The organism is Streptomyces sp. NBC_00154, from assembly GCF_026342835.1.
Taxonomy (GTDB): Bacteria; Actinomycetota; Actinomycetes; order Streptomycetales; family Streptomycetaceae; genus Streptomyces.
The window spans coordinates 6,167,122-6,181,523 of record NZ_JAPEMI010000001.1 but is presented as its reverse complement, the minus strand read 5'-3'; the positions used below and the strand labels follow the sequence as shown (position 1 = coordinate 6,181,523).

The 14,402-nt window shown below is 68.7% G+C and carries 9 protein-coding genes; 4 read left to right on the top strand and 5 right to left on the bottom strand.

What is annotated here, in order from left to right; genetic code table 11:
* Positions 1–50 precede the first annotated feature (50 nt).
* From OHA03_RS27785 to OHA03_RS27770, 4 genes are all read right to left on the bottom strand, one after another.
* Positions 51–923: a carbohydrate ABC transporter permease gene (locus OHA03_RS27785; protein ID WP_267006464.1), complete on the bottom strand. Its 873-nt coding sequence runs from the start codon at positions 921–923 to the stop codon at positions 51–53.
* Between the two features lies 1 nt (position 924).
* Entirely contained in the window at positions 925–1,851 is a 927-nt protein-coding gene (locus OHA03_RS27780) for a carbohydrate ABC transporter permease (protein WP_267006463.1), read from the bottom strand.
* A gap of 72 nt (positions 1,852–1,923) precedes the next feature.
* Positions 1,924–3,225, bottom strand: a complete 1,302-nt coding sequence (locus tag OHA03_RS27775; RefSeq protein ID WP_267006462.1) for an extracellular solute-binding protein — start codon at positions 3,223–3,225, stop codon at positions 1,924–1,926.
* Between the two features lie 145 nt (positions 3,226–3,370).
* Positions 3,371–4,405: a LacI family DNA-binding transcriptional regulator gene (locus tag OHA03_RS27770; protein WP_267006461.1), complete on the bottom strand. Its 1,035-nt coding sequence runs from the start codon at positions 4,403–4,405 to the stop codon at positions 3,371–3,373.
* Between the two features lie 262 nt (positions 4,406–4,667).
* On the opposite strand from OHA03_RS27770, the gene OHA03_RS27765 reads away from it, so the two are divergent.
* The 4 genes from OHA03_RS27765 to OHA03_RS27750 all read left to right on the top strand — a co-directional run bounded on the left by OHA03_RS27765 (position 4,668) and on the right by OHA03_RS27750 (position 10,568).
* On the top strand, positions 4,668–7,601 hold the full coding sequence (locus OHA03_RS27765) for a GH32 C-terminal domain-containing protein (protein WP_267006460.1): 2,934 nt from the start codon (positions 4,668–4,670) through the stop codon (positions 7,599–7,601).
* 148 nt (positions 7,602–7,749) lie between these two features.
* Positions 7,750–8,025: a hypothetical protein gene (locus tag OHA03_RS27760; protein WP_267006459.1), complete on the top strand. Its 276-nt coding sequence runs from the start codon at positions 7,750–7,752 to the stop codon at positions 8,023–8,025.
* On the top strand, positions 7,994–8,683 hold the full coding sequence (locus tag OHA03_RS27755) for a TnsA-like heteromeric transposase endonuclease subunit (protein ID WP_267008187.1): 690 nt from the start codon (positions 7,994–7,996) through the stop codon (positions 8,681–8,683). Before OHA03_RS27760 ends, OHA03_RS27755 begins: the two co-directional genes overlap by 32 nt.
* 445 nt (positions 8,684–9,128) lie before the next feature.
* On the top strand, positions 9,129–10,568 hold the full coding sequence (locus OHA03_RS27750) for a hypothetical protein (RefSeq protein ID WP_267006458.1): 1,440 nt from the start codon (positions 9,129–9,131) through the stop codon (positions 10,566–10,568).
* 184 nt (positions 10,569–10,752) lie between these two features.
* Here the strand turns inward: OHA03_RS27750 and OHA03_RS27745 are convergent, their stop codons facing one another.
* Positions 10,753–14,325, bottom strand: a complete 3,573-nt coding sequence (locus OHA03_RS27745; RefSeq protein WP_267006457.1) for a glycoside hydrolase family 32 protein — start codon at positions 14,323–14,325, stop codon at positions 10,753–10,755.
* Positions 14,326–14,402: the final 77 nt, after the last annotated feature.

Sequence of the window (14,402 nt, the reverse complement as noted above, 5' to 3'; positions counted from 1 at the left end):
CGGGAGTCATGAGGACGAGCAGGGTGAACGGCCTGGTGCCGCTGTGAGGGTCAGCCCTTGACGCCGCTGGAGGCGATGCTGTTGACGAAGGAGCGCTGGAAAGCCACGAAGAGCGCCAGGATCGGCACGGTGATCATGGAGGAGTACGCCATGATCTGGCCCCATCCCACGTTCAGCTGGAAGAAGTAGGAGATACCCACCATCACCGGCCGCAGTTCCTCGCTCTGCACGACCATCAGCGGCCACAGGTAGGAGTTCCAGGCCGGCAGGAAGGTCAGGATCGCCACGGTGGCGACGGCCGGCCCGGACAGCGGCATGACGATGCGGCGGTAGATGGTGAACCAGCCGGCGCCGTCCACGATGGCCGCCTCGTCCAGCTCCTTGGGGATGCTCTGGAAGTACTGGTGGAAGAAGAAGACCGAGAAGGCGTTGGCGACGAACGGCAGGATCTGTACCTGGTAGGTGTCCATCCAGCCGGTGCTCCACTCCAGGTGGAATCCGTTGACGCTCAGCAGCGGAAGTTGGTTGACCCACCACACGAGCGGAAGTGCGAAGGTCTCGAACGGCACGATGAGAGTGGCGATGATCGCGGTCAGGACGAGCTTGCGGCCGGGCCACCGCATCCGTGACAGGGCGAAGGCGGCCATGCTGTTGACGAGGATGCCGAGCACCACGGTGATCGAGGAGATCAGCACGGAGTTCAGCAGGAACCGTGCTGCCGGGACTCGCTCGAACACAGCTGTGTAGTTGTCCAGCGACAGGGCGCCGACCGGCAGGAAGGCGCGCAGGGAGTCCAGGTCGCCGAAGATCTGGTCGTCCGGCTTGAACGACGAGACGAGCATGAAGACGAGTGGGAGTGCGAAGACCAGGGCGAGGACGATGCGGCCGGTGTGGCCGCCGAGGTGTTTGAGGAAGGAAGTCATGTCAGTCCTTCTCCCGGGTCAGGAAGCGCTGGACGAGGGACACGCTCAGTACGAGCACGAAGAAGATCAGCGAGACGGCCGCCGCGTAGGCGGTCTGCTGCTGGTCGTAGCCGCTGTGTACCGCCTGGTAGACGACGGTGGTGGTGGAGTCGAGGGGGCCGCCCTGCGTCATCACCCTGATCTGGGTGAAGAGGCTGAGCGCCGCGATCGTGATGGTGACGAGCACGAACGTGCGGGTGGCGCGCAGTCCCGGCCAGGTGACGTGGCGGAAGCGGTGCCAGCGGGTGGCTCCGTCGAGATCTGCGGCCTCGTAGAGCTCGGCGGGGATGGTCTGCAGCCCGGCCAGCCAGATGATCATGTGAAAGCCGACGCCCTGCCACACCGACATCAGGATGATGGCGGGCATCGCTGTGGCCGGGTCGCCCAGCCAGTCCGGTCCCTGGACATGACCGAAGGTGAGCGTGGAGAGGACGTGGTTGACCAGGCCGTCCTTCCGGTACAGGAAGGTCCACAGAAGGGACACCACGACCATCGAGGTGACGACCGGCAGGAAGTACACGGTACGGAAGAAGTTGACGCCGCGGACCTTGGCGTTGACCAGCAGGGCCAGCACCAGGGCGAGTCCGGCCTGCAGCGGGACGACGACGGCGGCGAAGTAGGCCGTGTTGCGCAGGGACTTGTAGAAGGTCGGATCCTGGAAGAGCAGGGTGAAGTTCCTCAGACCCACGAAGCGGGCCGGGGTGGGTGAGACGAGCTTCGCGTCGGTGAACGCCAGGGTGAAGGCCAGAGCGACCGGTACAACGAGGAAGACGATCAGTAGCACGACAGCCGGGGTGGCCATGCCGAAAGCGGTGAAGCTCTCACGGCGACGGGCGTTGGTCGTTCGGGTTCGCCGGACCGGACGCAGCCGCTCGCGGGCTGCGGTCATGGTGGGCACGGTATCTCCAGGGGATCGGTCCGGTTCGGACGGCGGGATCGCGCCCGAACCGGACCGGACGGGTCAGTTGGAGTAGTAGTTGTTCGTCTTCAGGTTGTTGTCGATGCCCTTAGCGGCCTGACCGAGAGCGTCCTCGGGGTCGGCGCCGGCCAGGATGTCCTTGGACGCCTTCTCGAACTCGGTGGAGATGTAGGGGTAGGCCGGGGTGGCGGGGCGGACCATCGCGTACTTACGCGCGAACTGGACGAGCACGTCGAACTTGCCGCCCGGCTGGTAGTCCGCGATCTGCTGTGCAGCGTCGTCGGTGGCAGGGATGGTGCTGGTGGCCTTGGCGTAGTCGACGAAGTACTTCGTCTGGCGGGAGAACTTCAGCCACTCCTGCGCACCGGCCTTGTTGGAGCAGGTGGAGCTCATCGCCCACTGCCAGGAGGCGCCGCCGATCTTGGGTCCGTTGCCGAAGTCCACCGGCGGGATGATCGCCAGGTCGTCGCCGAGCTTCTCGGCGTTCTTGGCCGCGTTCCAGCTGCCGTCCCACTGGATCGCGCTCTTGCCGGCCAGGAAGTCCTTGTTGGGATCGGCTCCGGACTTCTTTGCCATGTAGTCCTTGGCCACCAGCGAGTGGAACCAGGAAGCCCACTCCACGGCGTTCTCTCCGTCGAGGGTGCCCGAGGCCGTCTTGTAGTCGCCGCGGTCGACCAGGTCCCCGCCGAAGCTCTGGAGCTGCGGGGAGTAGGCGTAGGACCACCACTCGCCGGTGCCGCCGGTACCCATCTCCAGCGGGTACTCGAACTTGCCGCTCTTCTTCAGCTTGGCGAGCGCCGCGTCGAACTCGCCCTTCGTCCAGGGCTTGTCCACGGTGGGGACACGGACACCGTTCGCGTCCAGTACGGACTTGCGGGCGAAGAAGGCCAGCGAGACATCGTAGAAGCCGAACGCGTACAGCTTGTCCTTGTACTCTCCGACGGTGCTGGCCAGCTGGTCGGACAAGGGCACTTCACTGCCGGAGACGTCGATCGGGGACAGGTAGCCGCCCCACGCCCAGTTCGCCACGTTCGGGCCGTCCACATCGAGCAGGCAGGGCAGCTTTCGGGCGGAGGCAGCCGCCACGACCGAATTGTTGTAGTCGCTCTGCGGGAACGCCTGCAGCTTGACCTTGTACTTGTCCTGGGAGCCGTTGAAGTCCTTGATGATCTTCTTGACGACGTCGAGTTCCACCGAGTTGCCGGCGTTGTGCGTCCACAGGGTCAGCGTGTCGCCGCTGGCACCGGACGTGCTCCCGCCGCCGGACGTGCATCCGGCGACCAGGGCGGTCGCCGCCGTGACGACTACACTGGCAGCAGCGAGGCGTCTTGTTCTGAACAGCATGAGGTTCCTCCAACTCACTGAGACGGGTCTTGCAGGACCCGCCCTCGGCGACCGGTTGCGACGGTCGCTGTTCTTGGTGGCCGTCCCGTCACCCGCCCCGGAATCATCGGTGCGGGCGGCGGGACGACTGTCTTCGGTGCCGGTGTCAGCCTCTGGTGGGAGCGGCGATGGAGGCACGGCTTTGAAGCGGCATGGGCACTCGATGCACGACTGCTTCAAGCGGACCCGTGCGGAGAATCAACTCCATCGCGAGGTGTCCGAGTTGGTAGTGCGGCAGCCTTAGCGTGGTGAGCGCCGGACGCAGCACGGACGCGATGTCCTGGTCGTCGAACGAGATGACCGACACATCACCGGGCACCGACAGACCTGCCTCACCGAGCGCCTGGTAGGCGCCGAAGGACACCCGATCGGCCAGACACACCAGCGCGCGGGGTCGGTGACCCGCCACCAGCAGGGCGGATACCTCGCGGTAGCCGTCAAGCGTGTCCCAGTCGCACTCGATGACGCCTTCCAGGCGAGCCCCGCCCTCCCGAAGGACCTCCTCCAGGCCGCGCATGCGCTCGTTGCCGGCGATGATTCCCTCGGGGGTGGCCGGAACAGCCTGGTGGCCGCCGATCGCCCAGATGCCCTCACTGTGACCGGCCGCGAGCAGAGCCCGGGCCGCATCCCGCCCGGCCTCGAACTCGTCCGGGACGACGGAGGGCGCCTCGAAGCCAGGGGCCAGGCAGTTCAGCAGGACCACCCGGCGCCCGAACAGCTCCTTGGGCGGGGTCACGTACCGGGTGAACATGGACGCGTAGACCACCGCGTCGACCTGCCGGTCCAGCAGCGCGTGGACCAGCGACGACTCGGCAGCGCGGTCGCCGCCCGCCTCTGTGATGAACAACAGGTGGTCCCGCTCCCGGGCAGCCTCCATGGCCCCGCGGATCACATCGCCCGCGAACGGTGTCGTGGTGATCCGGTCCGAAACGAACCCGATCGTCTGGGTGGACTTCGTCCGCAGACTGCGCGCCGTGACGTTCGGACGATAGCCCAGCTCCCGGGCAGCCTCCAGAACACGTTCGCGGGAGGCGTCGGAGATGCGCATGTCGGTCCGGCCGGACAGGGCGAACGACGCGGTCGTCGGCGAGACACCCGCCTTGCGGGCAACGTCGGCCATGGTCACGCGGCGTTCGGACATCAGAGGATCAGCCCCGTTCGGCTAAATCGGATTAGCAAGGTGTGACGAGATTGCTCCACCCGTCATGCACTGTCAACACCCCGGACATCTCACCTGCATAACGATGACCTTATGTGCCGTTTTGGGTGCCTCTAGGGGATACGAAATCGAAATCCGTATGCGTTAGCTCTTGCTTTAGCGGAGGCGGCGCACGAACCATGCCGACCCATCACCTAAAACGATTTGGCAGACCGTCAGACTGCCGCGCACTCCAGGAGCATGCATGAGGAGAAGAACAGCCCTCAGGGTCGTGTCCGCCGCCGTCGGCGGCGCCGTCGTACCGCTCTCGTTCGCCCCCGCTCCCGCCTCAGCCCGTGGACGGGCCGGCCTGCAAGGCCCCTCCGCGCGCTGGGACTTCGACGAGCGCACCGGCGCAGTGACCCGCGAGGCGGTCTCCGGCTCCGCGGACCCCGTCGACTACGTCTTCAACGATGCCCGCTACAAGCCCGGCAGTGATCCCGTACGTCGCCGCGGCGTGCTCGGACGGGCGCTGTACTTCGACGGCTACTCCACCACCGTCACCGCCGAGGGGCCCGGCAAGCTCGACGTCACCGGCGGCATGACCATCGACGTCTGGATCGCTCCCTACGCCTACGAGCACGGCATCGACGGCAAGCCCCAGGCCCTGGTCAACCAGCACGACCCGGACGCGAGGACCGGATTCCTGCTCGGCCTGCGCCGCTTCGGGCAGATCGTCTTCCAGCTCGGCTTCGGCACCGACCTGATCGAGGTCAAGGGCGCCCCGGACCAGCCGGCCACCAAGAACAGATGGACCCACGTCGCAGCCACCTACGACCCTGCCAACCATCAACTGCGCCTCTACCGCGACGGTCTGCTGATCGGAACCGCCACCACCCCCGGCCAAACGCCCGTACCTGCCCCTGATGAGTCCCTTCTCATCGGGAAGCACAACCGGTCCACGCTGCTCAACGGCGAGTTCCACGCCAACATGTACATGGGCCTGATGGACAGCCTCGTCATCCGCCCGGGCACCCTGGACGACGCGACGGCGCGCAAGGAGCACGCCTCAAAGATCGCCGGACTGCCCGGCCACCGCGTGCCCCACCCGGACCTGGACCCCGACCGGGCCCGTTACGACGGCGACCGGCACCGCCCCCAGTTCCACATGCTGCCGCCCTGGCACTGGATGAACGAGCCGCACGCACCCGTGTACTTCAAGGGCAAGTACCACATCTTCTACCAGCATGATCCACTCGGCCCGTTCTGGGGCCAGATCCACTGGGGGCACGCCGTCAGCACCGACATGGTGCACTGGCGCGACCTCCCGATCGCCCTGGCCCCGGCTGCGGACTCGGCCGGCCCGGACGGCTGCTGGTCGGGCTCCGCCTGCGTCGACGGCGACCGGGGGCCGGTGCTCTTCTTCACCGGGGGCGACGACCGGCTGCCCTACCGGCAGCGCACCGGGCTTGCCGTGTCCACCTACCAGGCCGACCGCGACACCGACCTGCCCACCTGGACGATGAGATCCAAGCCGGTCACCGAAGCTCCCGCGAACCTTCCGGCAGGACCCGGAACCGCGTGGGCGGAGAACTTCCGCGACCCGTTCGTCTGGGAGGAGGACGGCGTCTGGTACCAGCTCGTCGGCAGCGGCATCGTCGACTACGAGGGCACACAGATCACCCACAAGCACGGCGGAACCGCGCTCCTCTACACCGCGCGGCGCCCCGAAGGACCGTGGACGTACCAAGGCCCGTTGCACTGGAACGACCTCGTCACGGTGCCCGAGCCCGGAGAGGTATGGGAGCTGCCGGTACTCCTCCCGCTCCCCGGCCCCCAGGGCCGGCGCACCGGCAAGCACATCCTGTTGATCTGCCCCTGGTGGGAAGGGTTCAACCCGAACGCCGTCAAGCACACCTACTACTGGATCGGCACCTTCGACAAGCGCGGGCACCGCTTCGTACCCGAACACGAAGAGCCCCGCGAGTTCGACTTCGGCGAGCACTTCACCGGCCCGTCCGGCTTCGTCACCCCCGACGGCCGATCCGTGCTCTTCAGCATCACCCAGGACCGCCGCACCGAACAGCAGCACGCCCAGTCCGGATGGGCGCACAACGCCGGCATGCCTGTGAGCGTCTCGCTGCGGACGGACGGAACCCTCGGGGTCGAACCGGTCGCCGAAGCGGCGGGACTCCGCGGCAAGAAGCTCGCCCACATCCGGCACGCATCGGTGGAGGAAGCCAACCGGCGGCTCGCCGGTGTCTCCGGCGACCTGCTGGACATCAGCGCCGTCATCGAGCCGCGCGGCGCGCGGACGATCACCTTGGCGGTCCGTGCGTGCGCCGACGGCACCGAGGAGACCCTGCTCTCCTACGACACGGCCGAGCACCGCTTCCAGATCGACCGCAGCCGCTCCAGCCTCGACCCGGACGTACGCAAGGGCGTCCACGGCGGAAGCGTGGAACTCGACGGCGGACGGCTGACGTTGAGGGTCCTGCTCGACCGCTCGATGCTCGAGGCGTACGTCAACGTCAGCAACAGCCTCACCAGCCGTGTCTACCCGACCCGCGAGGACGCCACCGGTTTGGCTCTGACCAGTGAGGGCGGATCCGCCCGTGTGACGTCCCTGGACGTCTGGCGCATGAACGGTTCCTACGACACCTCGGTCGCTCCCGCCGCATACGATCCGCCGCGCCCCGCGGACGTCGACGCGCTCCCCAACCACAACTTCGCCACCGGCGACCTCACAGGATGGACCGTCGTCTCGGGCACAACCTTCAGCGACGCCAACGTGACCACGCGCGCCGACTGGGGCTGGGGCGGCCCCTTCTACCAGGCTGAAACCGCCGAGGACGCGGCCGGCCACCACGTGTGGGGCGTCAACCCGGACGCGGGCGGAGACGACGCCACCGGCGTGCTGCGCTCCGCTGCCGTGGTCCTTGGTGGAGACGGTGTGATCGACCTGCTCCTGTCCGGCGGCAACGACCCCGACCGGCTCTACGCGGCCGTCGTCCGCGCCGATGACGGCAAGGTGCTGGCCAAGGCCACCGGCCGCGGTGCCGAGCAGTACCGCCGTGTCGTCTTCGACTTGTCCGCCCACATCGGTGACCGGATCTACGTCGAGATCGTGGACCGCGCCACCGGAGGCTGGGGCCACATCAACGTCGACGACGTCAACGTTCCCGTCCGCCGCCCTTAAGCCACCCGCCCCACCACACCCCCCTCACTCGTTGACCCGGACGTCGCCGACGTCCGGGCCATCGACCCGCCCCACTCACCCCACCCCCACAACGGAGGTTCGGATGCGATCGCGCTCCCCAGCGCAACCCACAACCAGGCGTGGCATCGTGCGCCTGCTTCTCGCGCTCACGATATGTCTCGGGCTGACATCACCCCTGATGTCGGAGCCCGCCAGCGCAAGCGAGACCACCCTGTCCAACCCCGGCTTCGAAACCGGCGATCTCAGCGGTTGGACCACCACCGGAACGGCCTTCAACGGAGCGGTCACCGACGACCCGGGCTGGGGGTGGGGATGCTGCTTCAACCAGGAAGGCACCCACCACCTGTGGGGATTCGCTGCCGGCGGCGACGCTGCTACCGAAACCGTCACGTCCGAACCCTGACTTTGCGACGGCCAGGTTCGAGGACGCGGTGCCGGTGCGGCCGTTTCGGTGGTCGTGGGGTGGGCGCCATTTCCCGGGGTGGTACTGGGCGGCGACGACGGGGCAGCACGTCGGTTTCGAGTCGTGGTTGGAGCGGGACCGGCTGGTGCTCATGGACTTCGATCCTGCTGTGGTGGCGATGGCGTCCCAGCCGTTCTGGCTGCACTGGCACGACGGGTCGCGTGAGCGTCGGCATGCCCCGGACTTCTTCATGCGTCGGGTGGATGGCTCGGCGGTGGTCGTCGATGTGCGTGCCGACGACTGGATCGCTCCGCGGGATGCCGAAGCGTTCGAGTTGACGCGGAGGGCCTGTGCGGAAGTCGGGTGGGGGTTCGAGCGGGTGGGGGCGCCGGAGGCAGTGCTGCTGGCGAATGTTCGGTGGCTGTCGCGCTACCGCCACCCCCGCTGCCGACGGGAGCCGGTTGCAGCTCGGCTGATGGAGGTCTTCTCGCAGCCGGGGCCGCTGATGGCCGGGGCTGCCGCGGCTGGCGACCGGCTCGCGACGCTGCCCGTGTTGTTCCACCTCTTACGGGAGCACGAGTTGTCGGCCGAGCAGATGGACGTCGAACTGCTCGGGCCGCGCACGGTCGTGCGCCGCGCTGGTGGGGGTGCCGGATGACGAACGAGGGGCGACGGGTTCCGCCGACGGCCCGGATCGCAGAGTTCCCCAAGAAGGCTGCTGACCAGGCTCGTTGGTGGGAGGGGCACATCCTGGAAGTACTGCACGGCTTGCCGCCGGATGCTCCTCACGAGGCGGTGCCACGACCGGAGTTCGACCCTCGGCAGCGTTGCCTGGCCGAGCGGGAGCGGGCCAAGGCGGCCGAGCTGATAGCAGCGGGCCATCGGATGACGGCCAGTGGCATCAAGCAGCGACGTCAGCGTTATCAGCGCGACGGGCTTGTCGGGCTGGCGGACGGCCGGTCAAAGCGCGCGCCCTACCGGCTGTTCGACAAGTTGGCCGCCGGCACGCACACGACCGGCTCGGCGAGAACGCGCCGCTCGCTGCATGCGCGTCCGCCCGGCCCGTTCGGGGAAGTCCTGGCCATCGCACCGGGCGAGCTGATGTGGTCCTCAACCACGCGACATCCAGCGACCTGCGCCCGCTCGCCCCTCTCGACATCCTGGACCGTCTGGAGCACTACCGCGCCAGCCCTCTGCCCACCAGTTCCCAGCGCGCCCCGGGCACCCGGCGCATTGATCTACACAGTCACTTCGCCCCCGGCGACGCCGCCGCCACAGCCGTGGCAGTCACCGCGGCGTTCCGTGTCCTGCGGGCCGAGAACATCCGCTGCGCGGCCCGGGCGGCGCAGCGGCTGACCGACCGTGTGGTCGCCTCCGGCCGGCCGCTCCACCCCGCCAACGTCGTCACCCTCGGTGGCACGATCTCGACCGCGCTCGAAGCCGCCCTGCGCTGCAGCCGGGAGACCAAGCTGATGCCGGTGGCGCGCCTGCGCCACCGTACGGCCGTCGACTCCACCCGGCCCCCGGCCAAACGGGACTCCAGAGCCTGCGCGCTACCGACCGCTCTATGGCCCGAGTGGACCTTGCGGCTTTCCCCAAGTCACCCCAGCGGCAAATCCGTTGCTCAACGCATCGACGAACTCCTCACCGTCGCCTACCTGTTGGCTGGCAACATCACCTCGATCCGCGCCGCGGTCCACCTGACCGGCACCACCGTCAGTAGCCACAACGTGTCCACGTTCCTCGCCGGCCTCACCCGCCACCAGGACGGCGCCGATGTCCTGCACACATTGATCCTGCTCGCCGACCACCTCGATGTGCACGGCGCCCCGATCGACTATGCACGCCGTCGTGCGCTGTTCGCCGCGCGCTCCCGCTTCATCGACGTGCAGACCTGGCTGGATCTGCAACGGCGGCTGCGATCCAACCCCAGCCTCGACGCCGTACACGCACAACGCTGGCTATTCCACACCCTGACCGGATCACCCGCGCACCTCGCCCACCCGGACATCGCGCCCGCCACCCCCGTTCAACGCCAGCAATACAAGCGCTTTCGCTGGCGGATCCTGCCCCCCGAGGCCGAACTGCTCCACCGCACCGCACAGAACCTCCTCGAGGCGCACACCATCGACGAGCCCGTCCAATGGGCACCGCGGCTCCCCGCCCGCGCACTGCGCGACCTCGTGCTCCCCGGGCCCGACACGGACAGCATCAGCGTCGCCCAGCTCCACCAGGCCGTTCCCGGCGGCGACTTCTCCATCGCCCAGCTCGCGCACACCTTGAACACCACCACCACCGCCCACGTCACCTACCTGCTGTCGAAGCACCCCGTCGACTGGAGCCCACCACGGTTTCGGCGCACCCAGCACACCGCCACCCGCGTCGGGCAGTGGCGCATCTGGTACGAACACGACCGCCTATCGCTGCAAGCCATCGCCGATCGAGAGGAGGCCAGCCTCGCCACCGTCCGCCTCGCACTGCTGAAGAACGGCACCGAGCTCCGCCCTGCCGGGTCTCAGCAGGGCCGCCAGCGAAGGAGGTGAGCTTTCCGGGAGCGGAGACAAGTGGGCCCTTCCGCGGGGCGTCGCCGAGGGCCGATCTCGCCAATTCGGGAAGGGGTTCCGAATCCACTCACAGCGGATTGTCCTTCCAGCGCGCAGAGGCTCCGCCCCGTTACTCGGGGGGGGTGGAGCCTCGGGCATTGCCGTAGGTCGGCCTGGTCGGTGGTTACAGCTGCTTCACGTACGTGTCCTGGTAGGCCGCCCTCCCTCCGAACACGTTGAGGCCGATGTGTCCGCTCGTGTACGTCGTGTCCGTCACGTCGATGATCCGCTCGCCGTTGAGGAACACCTGGATGCGGTCGCCCTCGGTGAGGATGCGGACGGGGTAGGTCGTGCCGCGGCGGAGCAGGGCCGGGACGCGGGCGAGGGCGGCGCCGTCGTCGAAGAAGCCGTTGGCCTTGGCGACCAGGCGGATCACGCGTAGGTCGGGGTCGATGTTGAGGCAGTAGGCATCGGTGCCGTCGGAGGAGGCGCGCCAGAGGAGGGAGAGGGCGCCGCCCGTGTCCGGGTCGGGGCCGCCGAGCCGGACCAGGATGGTGAGGTCCAAGTCCGTCGCCGTGAGGGACGAGATCGCGTTGGAGTCCTTGTCGAAGCTTCCCGCGCGGCCCGCGCTGTCCGTCGACCAGCGGCCCGCGGGGGTGATCGTCAAGTTGCAGAGGTCCGAGCGGAATTCACCGCCGGTCGGGGCAGCCACCAGCGGCTTCACCCGATCCACCAGGCGGAAGGTGCTGTCCAGCCTGTGCACCTTGAGCGACTCGATGTGTGCGGTGCCGCCCTTGGCGTAGAAGGCCATGCCGTCGGCGTCCGGGCCGGGGAAGATCAGGCTGGTCACGGCGGCCTGTCCGTCCCCGCCGAATGCCTCGACCGAGGACGAGTCAACGTACACGCGCAGGGTCACGCGGCCGTCGGTCGTCTTCATCGGCGCGGTCGTGCGGCCCGTGAAGTACTGCGTGAAGTCACTCAGGCCCGATGCCGAGCGGTCCACGAACAGCTCCTGCGCCTCCGCGTGGTATCCGACCGTCGTGTGCTGGTCGTCGTCGGTCCGGAGCCGGAAGCCGACCTCCGTGGCGGTGCCAAGGGTGATCTCGGCCTCGATCTCGTAGGCGATACCCGTGACACGTGTGAGCGGATTCGCCGAGTCGGGGCCGACGGAGAGGTTCTTGCGGGTCGTGGCAGAGGAGCGCAGGGCGGTCAGCTCGCGGACCGGGCGCTGCACCAGGCGTACGCCGTCGGCGGTGTTCGTGAGTGTCAGTTCGCGGGGGGTGCTCAGCTGGCCGTTCCAGCCGCCGGTCGGGGCGCTGAAGGGGTAGTCCCAGTTGCTCATCCAGCCGAGCCAGACGCGGCGGTCGTCGGGCAGGCCGTAGAAGGACATGGCGGCGTAGTAGTCACGGCCGGAGTCGGCGCGCAGGACCGTGCCGGCCTTCTGGTCGGGAGTGAAACCGGTGCCGTTCCAGTCACCCGTGAAGTACTGGGCGGCCGAGCCGTTCGTGGCGCGTACGGCACCGGTGCTCAGGGTGAGGACCCACTTCACCTTGTCCTTGTCGCCGTCGACCGGCAGCGGGAAGAAGTCGGGGCACTCCCAGACGCCGGGCGTGGCCCAGTCGCCGTAGCCGAAGGAGCTGACCTGGGTCCAGGTGAGGAGGTCGGTGGAGGTGAAGAAGCGGATGTGGTCGCCGCCGGAGACGACCATCAGCCACTGGTCGTGAGCCTCGTCGCGGATGACCTTCGGGTCGCGGAAGGTCCAGCCGGCGTCGGGGCCGCCCGGGTTCTGCACGGCCGGGGTCGAGCCGCCGTGCAGCTGCCAGGAGCGGCCGTTGTCCTTGCTGTACGCGATGCGCACGCTGGCGTTCCCGCCCGGCTTGTCCGGGTGGTAGCTCGTGTAATAGGCGATCAGGCCCGAGCCGCCGTCGAAGAGACCGGAGGTGTCGTCGGCGTCCACGACCGCGCAGCCGGTCCAGCAGTGGCCATAGGCGTTCCAGGGCAGGGTGATCGGCAGGGGCTGCCAGTGGACCAGGTCGGTGCTGACCGCGTGCGCCCAGCGGCCCTCGTCCTGGTGGAAGAGGTGGTACTCGCCGTCGTAGTACAGCAGGCCGCAGGGGTCGCTGGTGGAGCCGGTGAGCTGGGAGTAGTGGTACGTGGGGCGGTACGGCTCGGTGAAGTAGTCGGCGGTGCTGTGGACCTCGACGTTCTGGAAGTACGACGTCCCGTGCGCGGCGGCGGTGCCGAAGGTGGCGCCCTTGGTGCGGGACACGCGAGTCTTGAGCGCCCGTACGCCGTCCACGTACACCTCGATGGTTCTGCCCGTCGCGCGGGCCTCGACGCGGTACGTGCTTCCGGCCGTGATGCGCCGGACCGGGCCGGAGGCGGAGGCGAGGCGGGCGCTGGAGGAGCGGTCCAGCAGGACGACGGCGTCGCGGCCGGCTTCCAGACGGGCTTCGTAGCCGCCGGAGCCGTTCGCGGACGCGCGCAGGACGAGGCCGGCCGAGGAGGAGCGGTCGCCGGGGGTGATGTCGGCTCTCGCCACCAGGTCGCCGTCGGTGGAGGGGGCCGTGCGCAGGCCGTTCTCGCCGCGGATGCCACGCAGGTCGGGGGTCCAGGTGCCGGAGCGGGCCGTCCAGCCCTGGAGGCCGGTGGCGAGGTCGGCGGCGGCGATGTTCTCGAAGGACACCTCGCCGGCCGATGCCGTGACGGCGAGTCGGCCCTTGGTGTGGGTGGAGTCCTGGGCAGTGATGACGGGGCTGTAGCCGTCGGGAGAGAGGAAGTTGGTCTGCCAGTGCACGCGCAGTTCGTCGTGTTCGGCTTCGATGCGCAGGCGGTAGACCGTGTCGGCCTTGATGGTGGTCGCGTAGGTGCCGAGGGTGATGTTGCCGTCGATGCGGTAGAGCCTCAGCCTGCCCTGGTCCGCGTCGACTTGGACGCCGTATCCGTGCGTGGCCGTGGCGTCGGTGCGCACCAGCAGTGAGGCGATGGCGGAGGCGTCGTGCAGGAGCAGGTCGGCCTGGAGCGCGGTGTCGTACGTCTGGGTCGTGGTGACGGCGCGGGCGGTGGCTCCCTGGGTTGGGGCCGCGCGCCAGCCCAGCGGACTCGCCGTCCAGGTGCCGCCGCTCGTGGTCCAGCCGGTGAGGTTGGTGGTGACTGAGGAGAGGGAGGGCGGGCCGAAGGTAACCTTGCCGCCCTGGGCGAGCAGGCCCACCGAGCCGGTGTCGTGGCGGTGGTCCTCCGTGTGGAGGAGCCGCTTGCCGTCGACATGTACCGTCAGCTCGGGTCCGTCGACTGCCACTTCGAGGTCATGGGGTCTTGCGGTCCGCGCTCCTGGAAGTGGAGCGGTGGCGAGTGTGTCGCCGCCGGCCAGGTCGTAGAGCCGTATGCGGGAGCGGCCGGGGTCCAGGGCGACCGCGTATCCGGTCGAGCCGTCGAGGGCGGCCCGGAACACCAACGCACCTACGGAGGAAGAGGATTGGGGCGTTATGCGGGCCGCGTACGTGCCCTTGGCCGCGAGTTGCTGCTCGGACAGGGCGAGGGCGGGCCCGCGACGGCCGGCGGTCGCCTTCTGGCCGCCGTCGGAGGTGCGGGTCCAGGTGCCGGTGACGGGGATGGGGTCGGGAATCGGGGTGGCGGCGGGCCTCGCTCCGGCGACGCTCGGGGCGGCGGCCTGTGCTGCGGGGAGGATGCCTCCGAGAGGCAGCAGGGTGGCGGCGGTTCCTCCGGCGAGCAGGAGGGTACGGCGGGACACGCTCATGGCGGCTCCTGGAAGAAGGGAAGGGTGGGCCGCGGCCCGGGGGGACGTCCACCCCCCGGGCCGTAGCCGGCTGGAAG